The sequence below is a fragment of the Pseudomonas wayambapalatensis genome, from assembly GCF_049942315.1.
GTDB classification, from domain to species: Bacteria; Pseudomonadota; Gammaproteobacteria; order Pseudomonadales; family Pseudomonadaceae; genus Aquipseudomonas; species Aquipseudomonas wayambapalatensis.
Map to the genome: position 1 here is coordinate 1 of NZ_JBNFMU010000038.1, position 16,100 is coordinate 16,100.

The window sequence follows — 16,100 nt, forward strand, 5'->3', positions numbered from 1 at the left end:
TTCCAGGTCCGAGTCACCGGCGGATTGGGCAGCAGCCTGGCGCGCCAGGCCCACGAAACCGGGCAGCTCGACCTGATGTGGGAGTACACCGGAGTATCGCTGGTCTCCTACAACCACATCGAGGAACGCATGCCCAGCGCCGAAGCGACCTACAACAAGGTCAAGGCCCTGGATGCGAAGAAGGACCTGATCTGGCTGACCCCTTCCAAGTTCAGCAACACCTATGCCCTGGCCCTGCCACGCAAGGTCGCCGAAGCCTACCCGCAAGTCACCAGCATCAGCCAGTTGAACCAGGTGCTGCAGGACGAACAGGCACGCAAGCACCTGGTGGCGCTGGACACCGAGTTCGCCAATCGCCCCGACGGTCTCGATGGCCTGCAGGCGATGTACGGCATGCAACTGGGGCGCGCCAACATCCGCCAGATGGATGCAGGCCTGGTCTACACCGCCCTGCGCAACAACCAGGTGTTCGCCGGCCTGGTCTACACCACCGACGGCCGCCTCAACGCCTTCGACCTCAAGCTGCTGGACGACGACAAGCACTACTTCCCCGACTACACCGCCGCGCCGGTGGTGCGCAAGGCGGTGCTCGACGCCCATCCACAACTGGCCGACCTGCTCAAGCCGCTGGCCGAGACGCTCGACGACGAGACCATGCGCCAGCTCAACGCCAAGGTCGATGTCGAGCACCAGAGCCCGTCCAGCGTGGCCGCCGCTTTCCTGCGTGAACATGCCTTCAGCGAGGTCGCGCGATGAACCTGTTCGATACCTTCGCCCATCTCGACTGGGCCCTGGTCCTGCAACTGACCGGGCAACACATCATGCTGGTCGGCATCGCCGTCAGCCTGGCCATCGTCATCGGCGTGCCGCTGGGCATCCTGATGACCCGCTTCCCGGTACTGGCCGGCCCGCTGCAGGCCAGCGCCACGGTGCTGCTGACCATCCCGTCGATCGCCCTGTTCGGCCTGCTGCTGCCGTTCTACAGCAAGTTCGGCCAGGGCCTCGGCCCGCTGCCGGCGATCACCGCGGTGTTCCTTTATTCGCTGCTGCCGATCCTGCGCAACACCTACCTGGCCCTGACCAACGTCGAGCCCGGCATCCGCGAAGCGGCACGCGGCATCGGCATGACCTTCGGCCAGCGCCTGCGCATGGTCGAGCTGCCCATCGCGGTACCGGTGATCCTCGCTGGCGTACGCACCGCCGTGGTGATGAACATCGGCGTCATGACCATCGCCGCAACCATTGGTGCCGGTGGCCTGGGCGTGCTCATCCTCACTTCCATCAGCCGCAGCGACATGTCGATGCTGCTGGTCGGCGCCGTGCTGGTCAGCCTGCTGGCGATCATCGCCGACCTGCTCCTGCAAACCCTGCAACGTGCCCTGACTCCAGAAGGACTGCGCTCATGATCGAACTCAAGAACCTCAGCAAGACCTTCGACGTCAACGGCAAGGACGTCAAAGCCGTCGACTCGGTCAGCCTCACCGTCAACGAAGGCGAAATCTGCGTGTTCCTCGGCCCTTCGGGCTGCGGCAAGAGCACCACGCTGAAGATGATCAACCGCCTGATCACCCCGACCTCCGGCCAGGTGTTCATCAATGGCGAAGACACCACCGGACTCGACGAGGTCACCCTGCGCCGCCACATCGGCTACGTGATCCAGCAGATCGGCCTGTTCCCCAACATGACCATCGAGGAGAACATCACCGTGGTGCCGCGCCTGCTCGGATGGGACAAGCAGCGCTGCCACGATCGTGCCCGCGAGCTGATGAGCATGATCAAGCTCGAGCCCAAGCAGTACCTGCAGCGCTACCCGCGCGAGCTGTCGGGTGGCCAGCAGCAACGCATCGGCGTGATCCGCGCGCTGGCGGCCGAGGCCCCGGTGCTGCTGATGGACGAGCCGTTCGGCGCGGTCGACCCGATCAATCGCGAGATGATCCAGAACGAGTTCTTCGAGATGCAACGGGCGCTGAACAAGACCGTGATCATGGTCAGCCACGACATCGACGAGGCCATCAAGCTGGGCGACAAGATCGCCATCTTCCGCGCGGGCAAGTTGCTGCAACTGGATCACCCGGACACGCTGCTGGCGCACCCGGTGGATGACTTCGTCAGCAACTTCGTCGGCCAGGACAGCACCCTCAAGCGCCTGCTGCTGGTGCGCGCAGAAGATGCCGCGGACAACGCGCCGTCGGTCAGCCCCGAGACCCCGGTGAGCGAGGCGCTGGAGTTGCTCGACGAGCACGACCGTCGCTACGTGGTGGTCACCGATGCGGCGAACAAGGCGATGGGGTATGTGCGCCGGCGCGACATGCACCGCCAGCAAGGCACCTGTGGGGACTTCCTGCGACCGTTCAATGCCACCGCGGCCCATGACGAGCACCTGCGCATCCTGCTGTCGCGCATGTACGAGTTCAATCGGGCCTGGTTGCCGGTGCTGGATGCCGAGCAAGTGTTTCTGGGTGAGGTGACCCAGGAGTCTATTGCGGCTTACTTGAGTTCGGGTAGGTCGCGGGGAGCGAAGACCAGCATCGTGTCGCCTGCGGAGGCGGTGGCCCTTTAGATTGCCAGGGGCGCTTTGCGCCTCGCCAATGTCGAATCAAATCCTGGATATGTAGTGCTGTACGGGCCTATTCGCGGGCAAGCCCGCTCCTACAGGTCTTCTGCAAGCCTTGAGGCTGGCGCTGTACCTGTGGGAGCGGGCTTGCCCGCGAATGGGGCGACTCGGTATCAGAACCCTACACTGGCCTGTACATAGAAGGTGCGCGGCTCACCCACGTACAACCCGGCGTTGTTGTCGCTGGAGCGGGTGTAGTACTGCTTGTCGAAGATGTTCTTCACCCCCGCCGCCAGCTTCAGGTTCGACAGCTGCGGACCGAAGTCATAGCCACCACGAGCATGCCAGGTCACATAGCCCGGAATGTTGCCGTACTGCCCATCGGCGCTCGGCCGGGTGATGTAGTTGCCGGTGAAGCTGCCATCGGCATTGACCCCGGTGCCCGGTGCGCGCTGCTTGGATTGAGCGTAGGCGTCCAGGTTCCAGGTCCAGCGGTTGATCTGGTAACGCAGCCCGGCAGTGGCCACCTGACGTGAGTAGAACGGCAGGTCGCGGCCCTTGAAGCCAGGGATCTCGCCTTCATAGGTGGCACGGGTGTAGGTGAAACCGGCATTGGCCGACAGACCGTCCAGACGCGGATCCAGGCCCGCCAGGTCATAACGCACCGATGCCTCGATACCCTGGTGCTTGGTCGCACCCAGGTTGGTCCAGCCCACGTCGTTGCTGATGTACTGCAGTTCGTCGTCGAAGTCGATGTAGAACGCCGTCAGCTCGCCCGCGAAGTGGCCGTCGTCATAACGGGTACCGATCTCGTAGGTCTTGGCCTTCTCCGGCTCCAGGCCGTTGGCGGTGTTGTCACCCGAACCACCCTGACCCAACTGGAAGTACTGCAGGCTGCCGAACGAGGTCTCGTAGTTGGCGAACAGCTTCCACGCTTCGGACATGTGGTACATCACGCTCAGCGCCGGCAACGGCTCGTTGCTGGTGATGCTGCGGTTCTTCTCCGGCACCGGGCGGTTGTTGTTGTCCAGCACCGGACGGTCGCGCCAGTCGGTGTTGATGTGCTCGAAGCGGATGCCCGGGGTGATGGTCCAGTTGCCGACATCGATCTTGTCATCGATGTAGTAGGCACTGGCCTCGGTGCCGCCGGTACGGTCCTGGTAGACATGGCCATCGGCGGTCGGGGTGACGGTCGGCACGTTGTCGATCAGCGCCAGGCGGGAGGCCTGCTCGCGCATGGTTTCCTTCAGGTAGCGATAACCGACGCTGACTTCCTGGGTCACAGGCCCGGTGAAGAAGACCCGCGACACACGCGGCTCGATACCGAAGGTGGTGTAGTTGCGCGGGAACGACGACAAAGTGCGCTGGTCGCGAGCGGCAATGGCGCTGCCGCGGAAGCTGTCGGTGTAGTAGGTCAGCACTTCGAACTGGGTGGCTTCGTCGAGCTGGCGCTGCCACTTGAACGAGACGTCCTTGCGCCGACCACTGAAGTAGTCGTAGTCACGCACCGACTGGTAAGGGTCGCGGTCGAACTGCGCCTGGGTCAGGCCACCGGGCATGTCGGCGCGGCCGTCATAGTAGTGGAAGTTGAGCCAGAACTCGTCGCTGTCGGTAGGGGCCCAGTGGGTCTTGAGCAACACGTCATCGATGTCGTTGTCGTTGTTGCTGCGGCGGTAGCCGTTACCGTTGACGCCGGAGTACAGCAGCGCAACGCCGATGCCGTTGTCGGCAGTACCGCCGACGAAGGCCGATTCGGTGTGTTTCCAGCCACCGTACTTGGAGGTTTCCAGGGTAGTACCCAGCTCGGCGGTGGCTTTTTCCGGGATCGCCCGGGTGACGAAGTTGATGACGCCACCGACGTTCTGCGGGCCAAAACGCACCGAGCCTGCACCGCGGACCACGTCGATGCTGTCAAGGTTGCCCGAGGAGATCGGCGCCATCGACAACTGCGGCTGGCCATAGGGGGCGAAGGCCGCCGGCACGCCGTCGATCAGCACGGTCGAGCGTGGCGACAGGCGCGAGGTCAGGCCACGCACCCCGACGTTGAGCGACAGGTCGCTGCCGCCGGTGCCGTTGGAGTCCTGTACCTGCACACCCGGGATACCACGCAGTGCGTCGCGCACGTTCATGGTGCCCTGCTCGACCATTTCCTGGCGGCGCACCACGGTACGCGCGCCGGGGTGGTTCTGCACCACGGTCTGGTCGGCATCGCCCAACCAGTCACCCACCACCTTCACATCGGTCGGCGCCAGCTCCAGGCTGCCGGTGGTCAGGGTGCCGGCGCTCTGGGCCGGTTTGACCACCACGGTGTCCTGGGACATTTCGTAGGTCAGCCCGCTGCCCTGCAGCAGCTGCTGCAAGGCCTGCTCGGGGGCCAGGCTGCCAGACACCGCTGGCGCCTGTTTGCCAGCGACCAGCTCGGGGCTGAAGAACAATTGCAGGCTGGTCTGCTGGCCCAGTTGAGTCAGGGCCGAAGCCAATGGCTGGGCCTGGATCTGGATGGCGGCCGGAGCTTGTTCGGCATAGCTGTTCGCAGCGGCGGCGCTGACCGCCAGGGCCAGCGCCAGGCGGCGCAGGCGAAGGAAGGGCTTGTTGTTGTTCACGTCTTCGATAGGTCCTGAAAGTCCGGATAAACGCCAACCATGCGCAAATGGAAATGCTTGGCAGTTGCAGCTGGCGAGGAAGACGAACGAACCGGAAAAAACCTGAATCTATTTCGCGATTATTTCGCTGGAGCCGTCGGAATGGGCTTTCACGGCCACGGGAAGGATGTTCGGCAGGGCCCGCAGCAACGCGTCGGTGTCGTCGGTGCTGAAGGTACTGGACAGACGCAGGTTGGCGACCTTGCCCGGAGCGACACGCAGCGGGTGGGCGCGATAGCGCGACACCTCGCTGACCACTTCGGCGAGGGTCGCGTTGTCGAACACCAGCTTGCCCTGGCGCCAGGCGGTGAGCGAGGCGGCGTTGACCGCATAGGGCGCGGCGACCTTGCCCTGCTGGTCGATATGCGCGCCCTGCCCTGCGCCCAACTGCGCCAGCGAGCCAGCCGCGCCTTCGACCTTCACCGAACCCTGCTCGACGGCAACCCGGGTCAGGCCGCTGTCCTGGCGCACGTCGAAACGGGTACCGGTGACGGTGACGCTGCCCTGGGCCGTATCAACCACGAAGGGCCGACTGCTATCGTGGGCGACACTGAACATCGCCTCGCCCGTCTCCAGGCGCAGTTGCCGGCGCCCGGCGCTGAAGGCGACCTCGACGCGCGTCGCGCTGTTCAGCTCCAGGCGCGAGCCGTCCGGCAGCTCGAACAGGCGGCGCTCGCCCAATTGCGTGGCGAGCACGTCATGGTGGTTCAACTGCTGATACTGCCACCCCGCCCAGCCCAGCCCCAGCGCGGCGACCGCAACGCCTGCGGCCAGGGCCTGACGCAGCAGACGCCGACGCGGCAACTGACGCACCGGCTCTGTTTCACACAGTGCCTCGAGGCGTTCGGGAGGGATGAAATCGGCTGCACACCACAACCTGCCAAGCAGTTCGTATTCCTGCCGGTGCTCGGGGCGCTCGTCCAGCCAACGCTGCAGGCGCTCGCGCAGGCCGCTGTCATCCGGCGCATCCTGAACGCGGACAAACCAGTCGGCGGCCTGTTCGCGCGGGTTGTCGGCGCCTTGCTGATTCATCGAAAGGGTCTCCTGACTCATCTGGTGGTCACGTCCAGGTGCTCACGCAGATGTCGGAGCGTGCGAATCATATACTTTTCGACCATATTCTTGGTCAAACCCATGCGCTCGGCGATCTCGGCCTGGGTCAGGCCTTCGAGTTTCTGCCAGATGAACACCCGCCGGCAATTGACCGGCAGTTGCGCCAGCGCCCGCTCGACGGTGTCTGCCAGCTCCAGTGCGTGCATGTAGGCTTCCGGGTCACCGCCCTGGGCACCGCCCTCATCGAACAGCTCCAGTTCCAGTGCCTGGCGCCGGTCTTCGCGACGGAAACCATCCACCGCGATGTTGCGTGCGGTCTGGTGCAGATAGGCACGCGGCTGCTCGACCTGCTCGCGCGGATTTTCCAGCACGCGGACGAAAGCATCGTGGGCGAGGTCCTCGGCCTGCTGACGACTGCGCAACTTGCGCGTCCAGGTGCCGATCAGCTCGTGATAGTGGTCGAGAAAGCCTTTGTGTCCGGACACGGTCTGGCTCGTCAGGGAGGCGGGGACAAGAGGTCGCAAATAATAATACTTCTTATTAAAAGCGGCAAATCGGCGTGCAACTGTCCTCACGGGAGCATTTTTTTGCCTCGGTAACAAAAAATTTATCGAGGAATTCCGGCACGGAGGTGCCAGCCAGGCGTGGCCATAAATATGAACACCCATGCGCTTTTCGCGAGCGAGCACGGCACGGCGCAAACACCCTGATGCCTATGGAAACGGGTTCACCCAGCAACGGGCCGACATGCTCCATTCCACAATTCTTTACGCTGGAATTGACCAGGGGAACATCTGCCGGTCACACGAGTCGGTTATTCAAATGGCTACTCGTCGATTGCACGGGAACACGCTGGGATTGCGGGTTGATTCTGCATTCCTCACGTCCTAAAGTGCGCGCCGAACGTCCATGCTGGAAACGATCCATCCGGCTCAAGTACTGACGACGAGACAGCAAGGCCGCCGCTTTTACAGCGACCTTTTTGCTTTCGGCGACATGCCTTGGGAAGTAGGCGAACCAAAGTGGGGATACGGAGGACGTTCAGTTTGCAGCCACTTATCTTTTCAGTTTGCCCATGGAGTCCCTAAGCATGTCGATCCAGGTCGAAGACTATTTCGCGCGCGACACCTTCCAGAAAATGAAGGCGTTCGCCGACAAGCAGGAAACCCCGTTCGTACTCATCGACACCCAGATGATCAGCCAGGCCTACGACGACCTGCGCGCGGGCTTCGAATTCGCCAAGGTCTACTACGCAGTCAAGGCCAACCCGGCGGTCGAGATCATCGACCTGCTCAAGGAAAAAGGCTCGAGCTTCGACATCGCCTCGATCTACGAGCTGGACAAAGTGCTGGGCCGTGGTGTCAGCGCCGACCGCATCAGCTATGGCAACACCATCAAGAAGTCCAAGGACATTCGCTACTTCTACGAGAAGGGCGTGCGTCTCTACGCCACCGACTCCGAAGCCGACCTGCGCAACATCGCCAAGGCCGCACCGGGCTCGAAAGTGTACGTGCGCATCCTCACCGAAGGCTCCACCACCGCCGACTGGCCGCTGTCGCGTAAATTCGGTTGCCAGACCGACATGGCCATGGACCTGCTGATCCTGGCCCGTGACCTGGGCCTGGTGCCTTATGGCATCTCGTTCCACGTCGGTTCGCAGCAGCGCGACATCAGCGTCTGGGACGCGGCCATCGCCAAGGTCAAGGTGATCTTCGAGCGCCTGAAAGAAGAAGACGGCATCGAGCTGAAGCTGATCAACATGGGCGGCGGCTTCCCGGCCAACTACATCACCCGTACCAACAGCCTGGAAACCTACGCTGAAGAGATCATCCGCTTCCTCAAGGAAGACTTCGGTGACGACCTCCCGGAAATCATCCTGGAGCCGGGCCGTTCGCTGATCGCCAACGCCGGTATCCTGGTCAGCGAAGTGGTGTTGGTGGCGCGCAAGTCGCGCACCGCGGTCGAGCGCTGGATCTACACCGACGTGGGCAAGTTCTCCGGCCTGATCGAAACCATGGACGAAGCCATCAAGTTCCCGATCTGGACCGAGAAGAAAGGTGAAGCCGAAGAAGTGGTGATCGCCGGCCCGACCTGCGACAGCGCCGATATCATGTACGAGAACTACAAGTACGGCCTGCCGCTGAACCTGGCCATCGGCGACCGCCTGTACTGGCTGTCGACCGGCGCCTACACCACCAGCTACAGCGCGGTGGAGTTCAACGGCTTCCCGCCGCTGAAGGCGTTCTACCTGTAACACCTGAAAAGGCGCTTCGTCACGAAGCGCCTTTTCAGCCAGACGATGGGTGTCAGGGCTGTGCTACCCAAGTCTCTTGAATCTGAATCCAGAGCCCAGCCTGCTCGCCACTGCCTGTGCGCATCTTGTTATGCCATCCCGTCCGAACGCTGGTCGGCGCTTCATGGCGCAAGCCTCCAGCAGTGACATGCGACATGGCAAAGCCATAGGCTGGCCCGCCCATTTCGTTGACATGACCAAGCCGCAATGGCTTGCCATCCCAGCTTAGAAGCCAGTCGCAGGAAATACCGACAGCGGGAACCATCCTCAGACTGCCATCACTGGCTACAGCCAAGCGCTGCCCATGATGAGGCTTGCCTGGAGCCCAACTACGAACGTCATAGCGCTCCGGCTCACCGCGGTTGAAACAACCAAACCAGAAACGCTCTTGATTTTGTAAGTTGACGCTGCTGCAGAGGTAAACATCACCACGGCGGTCTACATCAACGTTGCCGTAGTAGCCCCCCCCGCTCTTTGCTCCCTTGAGTTTACCGGCGGTCAGCGTGCCCGAGCCCTTGCTGGTTTCACAGGATAAAACGGCGATAAATGAAGCAGCTTGGTTATAAGTACTCATGGTTGACCTCAGATCGCTGAAATGAGCCCTATCTTCACAAGTACGACCTAGCTGGATAATCGTGAAATCTTTCTCGGGTCTGACGCCATGCTTCACGAGCGGCTGCGACGCTCCAGTTCCTCCTGGTAGTCCGCTGCAACGCAAGCCAACAAAGGCCCACCGGCACGCAAAGTCAACACGCTGCTGCGCAGGAAGCTTTCGTTGCCCTCCTGCCTGGCTCGTCGTAGCCAGGGAAACGCCGCTTCGATTTGCCCTCGTTCGACAAGCACCAGCGCCAGGCTGAACATTCCGCGAAAATCCCCCGCCTCGGCCGAACGCCGATACCAGCGTACCGCCCGCGCAGGGCTCGCGGTGGTGGCAATGCCCTGCTCCAGGTAACGCCCGTACAGGTTCATCGACTTGGCATGCCCCATGTGCGCCGCCTTCTCGTAACAGATCAGCGCCTGCGCCTGATTTACTGGCACCCCGCGACCGGTAGCCAACAGGTTGCCCAGGTTGTAGAGGCCCCAATCGGAGTCGGCATCGGCGGCCTTTGCGTAATGGATGGCCGCCTGGGTCAGATCGATCTCACCACCCCAACCGTGCTCCAGGCATCGCCCCAGCATGTTGTACGCCATGGCGTTGCCGGCCTGGGCGGCAATGGCGAACCAATGCCGTGCCAGGCGCTCATCCTGTTCGATCCCATGCCCGTCGAGCAGAATCTGCCCAAGCAATGCCTGCGCCTCGACCACCCCCTGCCCCGCGGCGGCAAGAATCGCCTGGGCGGCCTTGCCGGGGCTGTGCTCGAGCATCGACTTGAGCTCGGCAACATCGATCACATCCTCGCGTCGCAACTGATACGACATGCTCAAACCTCCGCCCAGCGACGCAACAGGTTGTGGTAGGTGCCGGTCAGTTGCAACAGCGACGGATGATCGGGCACATCGGCACCGAGCTGGCGTATGGCGTTGTCCATCTCGAACAGCAGCGTGCGCTGGCCATCGTCACGCACCAGGCTCTGGGTCCAGAAGAACGCCGCGAAGCGCTCGCCGCGCGTCACAGGGTTGACCTTGTGCAGGCTGGTGCCCGGATACAGCACCATATCGCCTGCCGCCAGCTTGACCTGCTGCACACCGTAGGTGTCCTGGATCACCAGCTCGCCACCGTCGTAGCTGTCTGGCTCGCTGAGAAACAGCGTGGACGAAAGGTCGGTGCGTACCCGCTCGGGGCTGCCCTTGGGTTGGCGCAGCGCGTTGTCGATGTGAAAACCGAAGTTGCCACCTTCGCGGTAGCAATTGACCAGCGGCGGGAACACCTTGTGCGGCAACGCCGCCGACATGAACAACGGATTGCGCCACAGCCGGTCGATCAGCGCGCTGCCGATCTCCTTGGCCAGCGCATGGCCTTCGGGCAACTGCAGGTTGTGCTTGGCCTTGGCCGACTGGTAGCCGGCAGTCGCCTTGCCATCGGCCCAGTCGGCCTGCTCCAGGGCCTGGCGGATGCGGGAAATCTCGTCGGCGTCGAACAGGCCGGGGATGTGCAGAAGCATGGCGCGAGGTACCTGGCAGAGGGCAAAGGCCCAATGATATTGATTCCCTTTTGCGACAGGCAAGTGCCGTTGGCGCAATCCCCTGCCTTGCGGCCACGACCGCAGACGCACGAACCCGGAAAACCGTAAGGGTAAAATGTAAAGATTGTAAGTTTCTTGCGAATGGTAACGAGTCTCAATTGTTACTTACAATTGCTTACATTAACATCCGCGGCCTTCACACCTTGGGGAAGGTCAAAAACAAAATGCGCCACGTACCATCCGCTGTCAGCTCACCACGCCTGCTCACCTGCGCCATCGGCGTCGCCCTCAGCGCGACCTCGGCCTATGCCGCCGATCCCGCAGCCGCCCAGCCGGTCACCCTCGACGCCACCAGCGTCAACGGCAAGGCCGAACAGGCGAGCACCGAGTACAAGGTCGAAAAAGCCTCCTCGCAGAAATACACCGCACCACTGGTGGACACCCCGCGTTCGGTCACGGTGATCCCGCAGCAGGTGATCAAGGACACCAACGCCCTGAGCCTGCAGGATGCGCTGCGTACCGTGCCGGGCATCACCTTCGGTGCCGGCGAAGGTGGCAACCCGCAAGGCGATCGCCCGTTCATCCGCGGCTTCGACGCCCAAGGCGATACCTACCTGGACGGCGTGCGCGACACGGGCGCACAGACCCGCGAGATCTTCGCCATCGAATCGGTGGAAGTGGCCAAGGGCCCGAACTCCGCCATTGGCGGCCGTGGTGCTGCAGGTGGCACCATCAACCTGGTGAGCAAGCGCGCCCACCTCGGCAACTCGCTCGACGGCGCCTGGACCTGGGGCAGCGACCAGACCCAGCGCTACACCTTCGACGGCAACTACCAGTTCAGCGACACCGTGGCCGGGCGCCTGAACCTGATGACCCACGAGAGCAACGTCGCCGGGCGCGACAAGGTCAATTACGACCGCTGGGGCATCGCCCCGTCGCTGGCCTTCGGCCTCGGCACCCCGACCCGCGTCAACCTCGACTACTACCACCTGGAAAGCGACGACCTGCCGGATTCGGGCATCCCCTACACCGTGCCGGCCGGCGGCACCGGCGCCCGTACCTCGGCCAATCCGAGCAAGCCTTACGCGGGTGGCGACCACGACAACTTCTACGGCCTGACCGGTCGCGACTTCCGCAAATCGCGGGTGGACATCGCCACCATCGCCGTCGAGCACGACCTGTCCGACTCGCTGACCGTCAAGAACACCCTGCGCCACGGCAACAGCATGCAGGACTACATCCTCACCCAGCCAGACGACAGCAAGGGCAACGTCAACAACGGCAGTGTCTGGCGCCGCGCCAACACCCGCGTGGGCAACACCGCCACCACCACCAACCAGACCGACCTGTTCGGCGAGTTCTACCTGGGCGGCCTGAAGAACAGCTTCTCCACCGGCATCGAACTGAGCCGCGAAGAGAGCGAGCGCTCCTCGTACAACGTCAACACCGACACCACGCCCGCCTCGCCCGGCAACGCGAGCACCAACTGCACCCCGGGCATGATCGTCTCCAGCGGCTACAACTGCACCTCGCTGAGCAATCCCAACCCGGACGATCCGTGGAACGGCGCGATCTCGCGCAACTACGCCGGCACCACCACCAACAGCAAGACCCGTGCGCTGTACGTCTTCGATACCCTCGAACTGACCCCGCAGTGGCTGCTGAACATGGGCCTGCGCTACGACCACTTCGACACCGACTACAAGACCTACACCGCAGCCGGCGCCACCACTGCCAAGGGCCGCGACAAGAGCGAGTTCATCACCGGCCAGTTGGGCCTGGTGTGGAAGCCGGCCGACAACGGCAGCATCTACGTGTCCTACGCCACCTCCGCCACGCCACCGGGCGCGATGCTCGGGGAAGGCCAGGAAGGCAACCCGCTGCCGGGTACGCCGGACCGCTCGGGCAACCTGCTGTCCAGCGACCTGGAACCTGAAGAAACGACCAACTACGAGATCGGTACCAAGTGGGACCTGCTTGACCAGCGCCTGTCCCTGGCCGCTGCGCTGTTCCGCACCGAAAAGGAAAACGCTCGCGTCCAGGTGAATACCACCACCTACGAGAACGTCGGCGAAACTCGCGTGCAGGGCATCGAGCTGTCGGCCAGCGGCAAGCTCACCGACAAGTGGCAGGTGTTCGCCGGCTACACCTACATGCAGGCACGTCAGATCGACGGTGGCCCGCTGGGCAAGGCCAACGACGGCAACCAGCTGCCGAACACGCCGAACAACAGCGCCAGCCTCTGGACCACCTACGCCATCACACCGAAGCTGACCGTTGGCGGCGGCGCCTTCTATGTGGATGACGTGTATGGCAGCGTGGCCAATACCACCATGGTCGACAGTTACGTGCGCTACGACGCCATGGCAGCGTACAAGCTGACCAAGAACGTCGATCTGCAACTGAACGTGCAGAACCTGACCAACGAGGTGTACTACGACAAGGCCTTCTCCACCCACTTCGCCAACCAGGCGGCCGGGCGCACGGCGCTGCTGACCACCAGCGTCCACTTCTGATGAGGGGACTGGGCTAGTCTGCACCGGCCTCTTCGCGGGCAAGGCCGCTCCCATAGGGACACCACAATCCTCAAATCCTGTGGAACACCTGTGGGAGCGGGCTTGCCCGCGAAGAGGCCGGTGCAGTCGAGCACGAAACAGAACGCCCCCGCCCCGATCATTCCTGTGGGCGGGGCTTTTGCGTATCAAGGCATAATGCACGCCGCGCGGTCTGTGGCTGCAACACAAGGTGATCGATGTGGTGAAGAAGTCGCTGTTCCAATTGCACTGGTTCTTTGGCATCACCGCCGGCCTGGTGCTGGCGCTGATGGGCATCACCGGTGCGATCTGGTCGTTCCAGGAAGAACTGCTGCGCCTGTTCAACGCCGATGTGCTCAAGGTCGAGGTGCGCCAGGAGGGCGTGCTGCCGCTGCCGGAACTGGTGCGCCGCGCCGAACTGGCCCAGGGCGACAAGGTGGCGATGCTCTGGGTCGATACCCACGCCGACAATGCCGCCCGCCTCTTCTTCACGCCGCCGCCCGGCGAACGCCGCGGCGAGCTGCGTTATGCCGACCCTTACACAGGCGAGCTCAAGGGTGAGGTCGCGGGGATAGGCTTCTTCAACCTCATGCTGCAGCTGCACCGTTTCCTGGCCATGGGCGATAGCGGCCGGCAGATCACCGGTGCCTGCACCCTGATGCTGATCTTCTTCTGCCTCTCCGGCCTTTACCTGCGCTGGCCGCGCCGGGCCCTGAACTGGCGGGTCTGGCTGAGCTTCGACTGGGCCAAGAAAGGCCGCGCCTTCAACTGGGACCTGCACGCCGTCGCCGGGACCTGGTGCCTGCTGTTCTACCTGCTGTTTGCCCTGACCGGCCTGTTCTGGTCGTACGACTGGTACCGCGAGGGCCTGAACAAACTGCTCGCCGACAAACCCGCAGCCGGCGAACAGCAGCAGCGCGGCGCAGGTCGTGGCCGCCCCGGACCGCAAGCAGCGGATGCCAAGGCGGCGCCGCTGGTGGTCGATTACGACGCCATCTGGAACAACCTCAAGAATGCCGCCGGCCCAAGCCTTGCCAGCTACAACCTGCGCCTGCCACCTGGCGGCGGGCAGCCAGCGACGCTGTTCTACCTGCTCGATGACTCAGCCCACGAGCGCGCCTTCAACACCCTGACACTTGACCCCGCCAACGGCCAGATCAAGCGTCACGAGCGCTACACCGACAAGTCGTTCAAAGCCCAACTGCTGCAGAGCGTCTACGCCCTGCACGTGGGCAGCTATTTCGGTTTGCCGGGCAGGATCATCCTCACCATCGCCAGCCTGACCATGCCGCTGTTCTTCGTCACCGGCTGGCTGCTGTATCTCGATCGCCGCCGCAAGAAGCGCCAGGTCCGTGCCGCCCGTGGCTCGGTCGACACCGCCCAGGCCAGCGGCGACAGCTGGCTGATCGGCTTCGCCAGCCAGAGTGGCCTGGCCGAGCAACTGGCCTGGCAGAGCGCAGGGCAGTTGCAGGCGGCGGGCTTGCCGGTGCAGGTGCGCTCGCTTGCCGAGCTGGGCGCGGACGAGCTGCGCCAGGCCCGTCGTGCACTGTTCGTGGTCAGCACCTTCGGTGATGGCGAAGCGCCTGACAGCGCCCGCGGCTTCGAGCGCAAGGTGCTGGGCCAACCCTGGGCGCTGCAACACCTGAACTACGCCCTGCTCGCCCTGGGCGATCGGCAGTATCCGCATTTCTGCGGCTTCGCCCGACGCCTGCAGGCCTGGCTGGCCGAACGCGGCGCGACCACGGCGTTCAGCCCGATCGAAGTCGACAGTGCCGACCAGAATGCCCTGCAACAATGGCAGCAGGCCCTGGCGCAACTGACCGGCGCACGTCCGCTCGCCGCCTGGCAGCCGCCCAGCTACGGCAACTGGCGCCTGGTCCGACGCGAACGGCTCAACCCCGGCAGCCAGGGCGCACCGGTGTACTTGCTGGGCCTGAGTGCCGAACACCCAGGCCATTGGGACGCTGGCGACCTGGTCGAGGTGCTGCCCCGCCACAGCCAGGCGCGGATCGATGCCTTCCTGCAAGGGCTGGGGCTCGATGCGAATCTGCCGGTGCAACTTGACGGTCTTGTCGAACCGCTTGGCCAAGCGCTGGCCAGTCGCCAGTTGCCGACCAGCCGCGAGCATCTGGTCGGCCTGCACGCCCAGGCGCTGGTCGATTCGCTGATCCCACTCGGTGCCCGCGAATACTCCATCGCGTCGATCGCCAGCGACGGCGTGCTGGAGCTGATCGTGCGCCAGGAGCGTCATGCCGATGGCAGCCTCGGGCTGGGCTCCGGCTGGCTGACCGAATACCTGCCGGTGGACGGCCATGCCAGCCTGCGTCTACGCCGCAACAGCAGCTTCCACCTGCCGACAACCTCGGCACCGATGGTGCTGATCGGCAACGGTACGGGCCTGGCAGGCCTGCGCAGCCTGCTCAAGGCCCGGATCGCGGGGGGTGAGCAGCGCAACTGGCTGCTGTTCGGCGAACGCAACCGCGCCCACGACCTGCTCTGCGGCCGTGAGCTGCAAGGCTGGCTGGACAGCGGCGATCTGGCGCGACTGGACCTGGCGTTCTCGCGGGACCAGGCGGAAAAGGTCTATGTGCAGGATGTGCTGTTGCAGCAAGGCGAAGAGCTGCGCTGCTGGATCGACGAGGGTGCCTGTGTGTATGTCTGTGGCAGCCTGCAGGGGATGGCAGGCGGCGTGGATGCAGCGCTGAAGGGGCTTCTTGGTGAAGAGCTCGTCGAGCGGCTGATCGAGGATGGGCGCTATCGGCGGGATGTGTACTGACCAGCGCCTGATGTATCGGTCTTTTCGCGGGCAAGCCCGCTCCCACAGGTAAAGCATTGAGTAACGCCCCATCGTGGCCAAGCATTTGAACAATTCACCGAACAAGGCCCGATGGCCTTGATGAG

12 protein-coding genes are annotated in these 16,100 nt (G+C 63.6%); 6 read left to right on the plus strand and 6 right to left on the minus strand.

Annotated features, from left to right (window positions below; translation table 11 throughout):
• The 3 genes from ACPZMI_RS00885 to ACPZMI_RS00895 all read left to right on the plus strand — a co-directional run.
• A partial coding sequence (locus ACPZMI_RS00885) for a glycine betaine ABC transporter substrate-binding protein (RefSeq protein ID WP_426351487.1) occupies nt 1–756 on the plus strand: 756 nt, incomplete at its 5' end.
• A complete protein-coding gene (locus tag ACPZMI_RS00890) occupies nt 753–1,406 on the plus strand; it encodes an ABC transporter permease (RefSeq protein WP_186668177.1) in 654 nt (217 codons plus the stop codon). The genes ACPZMI_RS00885 and ACPZMI_RS00890, both read left to right, overlap by 4 nt.
• A complete protein-coding gene (locus ACPZMI_RS00895) occupies nt 1,403–2,560 on the plus strand; it encodes an osmoprotectant ABC transporter ATP-binding protein OsmV (protein WP_426351488.1) in 1,158 nt (385 codons plus the stop codon). Before ACPZMI_RS00890 ends, ACPZMI_RS00895 begins: the two co-directional genes overlap by 4 nt.
• Nucleotides 2,561–2,727: 167 nt before the next feature.
• On the opposite strand, the gene ACPZMI_RS00900 is transcribed toward ACPZMI_RS00895, so the two are convergent.
• The 3 genes from ACPZMI_RS00900 to ACPZMI_RS00910 form a co-directional block, all read right to left on the minus strand.
• Nucleotides 2,728–5,157 (minus strand): TonB-dependent siderophore receptor, encoded by a 2,430-nt coding sequence (locus ACPZMI_RS00900; RefSeq protein ID WP_426351489.1) that lies wholly within the window; start codon nt 5,155–5,157, stop codon nt 2,728–2,730.
• A gap of 108 nt (nt 5,158–5,265) precedes the next feature.
• Nucleotides 5,266–6,228 carry a FecR family protein gene (locus ACPZMI_RS00905; protein ID WP_426351490.1) on the minus strand — a complete coding sequence of 321 codons (963 nt, stop codon included), beginning with the start codon at nt 6,226–6,228 and terminating at the stop codon, nt 5,266–5,268.
• A 17-nt stretch (nt 6,229–6,245) separates the two neighbouring features.
• Nucleotides 6,246–6,734 (minus strand): RNA polymerase sigma factor, encoded by a 489-nt coding sequence (locus ACPZMI_RS00910; protein WP_186668185.1) that lies wholly within the window; start codon nt 6,732–6,734, stop codon nt 6,246–6,248.
• 605 nt (nt 6,735–7,339) lie between these two features.
• Between ACPZMI_RS00910 and ACPZMI_RS00915 the strand changes: the two genes are divergently transcribed.
• A complete protein-coding gene (locus tag ACPZMI_RS00915; protein WP_186668187.1) occupies nt 7,340–8,503 on the plus strand; it encodes a type III PLP-dependent enzyme in 1,164 nt (387 codons plus the stop codon).
• Between the two features lie 52 nt (nt 8,504–8,555).
• Here the strand turns inward: ACPZMI_RS00915 and ACPZMI_RS00920 are convergent, their stop codons facing one another.
• From ACPZMI_RS00920 to ACPZMI_RS00930, 3 genes are all read right to left on the minus strand, one after another.
• Nucleotides 8,556–9,116: a hypothetical protein gene (locus tag ACPZMI_RS00920; RefSeq protein ID WP_186668189.1), complete on the minus strand. Its 561-nt coding sequence runs from the start codon at nt 9,114–9,116 to the stop codon at nt 8,556–8,558.
• A gap of 92 nt (nt 9,117–9,208) precedes the next feature.
• Entirely contained in the window at nt 9,209–9,961 is a 753-nt protein-coding gene (locus tag ACPZMI_RS00925) for a tetratricopeptide repeat protein (RefSeq protein WP_186668197.1), read from the minus strand.
• A 2-nt stretch (nt 9,962–9,963) separates the two neighbouring features.
• Nucleotides 9,964–10,644, minus strand: a complete 681-nt coding sequence (locus ACPZMI_RS00930; RefSeq protein WP_186668199.1) for a Fe2+-dependent dioxygenase — start codon at nt 10,642–10,644, stop codon at nt 9,964–9,966.
• 245 nt (nt 10,645–10,889) lie between these two features.
• On the opposite strand from ACPZMI_RS00930, the gene ACPZMI_RS00935 reads away from it, so the two are divergent.
• Nucleotides 10,890–13,181, plus strand: a complete 2,292-nt coding sequence (locus ACPZMI_RS00935; protein WP_186711485.1) for a TonB-dependent receptor — start codon at nt 10,890–10,892, stop codon at nt 13,179–13,181.
• A gap of 238 nt (nt 13,182–13,419) precedes the next feature.
• On the plus strand, nt 13,420–15,975 hold the full coding sequence (locus ACPZMI_RS00940) for a PepSY domain-containing protein (protein WP_426351491.1): 2,556 nt from the start codon (nt 13,420–13,422) through the stop codon (nt 15,973–15,975).
• Nucleotides 15,976–16,100: the final 125 nt, after the last annotated feature.

Coding starts and splice junctions, on each gene's coding strand:
- ACPZMI_RS00890 (WP_186668177.1), top strand. CDS start 753: ATGAACCTGTTCGATACCTTCGCCCATCTCGACTGGGCCCTGGTCCTG.
- ACPZMI_RS00895 (WP_426351488.1), top strand. CDS start 1,403: ATGATCGAACTCAAGAACCTCAGCAAGACCTTCGACGTCAACGGCAAG.
- ACPZMI_RS00905 (WP_426351490.1), bottom strand. CDS start 6,228: ATGAATCAGCAAGGCGCCGACAACCCGCGCGAACAGGCCGCCGACTGG.
- ACPZMI_RS00915 (WP_186668187.1), top strand. CDS start 7,340: ATGTCGATCCAGGTCGAAGACTATTTCGCGCGCGACACCTTCCAGAAA.
- ACPZMI_RS00920 (WP_186668189.1), bottom strand. CDS start 9,116: ATGAGTACTTATAACCAAGCTGCTTCATTTATCGCCGTTTTATCCTGT.
- ACPZMI_RS00925 (WP_186668197.1), bottom strand. CDS start 9,961: ATGTCGTATCAGTTGCGACGCGAGGATGTGATCGATGTTGCCGAGCTC.
- ACPZMI_RS00930 (WP_186668199.1), bottom strand. CDS start 10,644: ATGCTTCTGCACATCCCCGGCCTGTTCGACGCCGACGAGATTTCCCGC.
- ACPZMI_RS00935 (WP_186711485.1), top strand. CDS start 10,890: ATGCGCCACGTACCATCCGCTGTCAGCTCACCACGCCTGCTCACCTGC.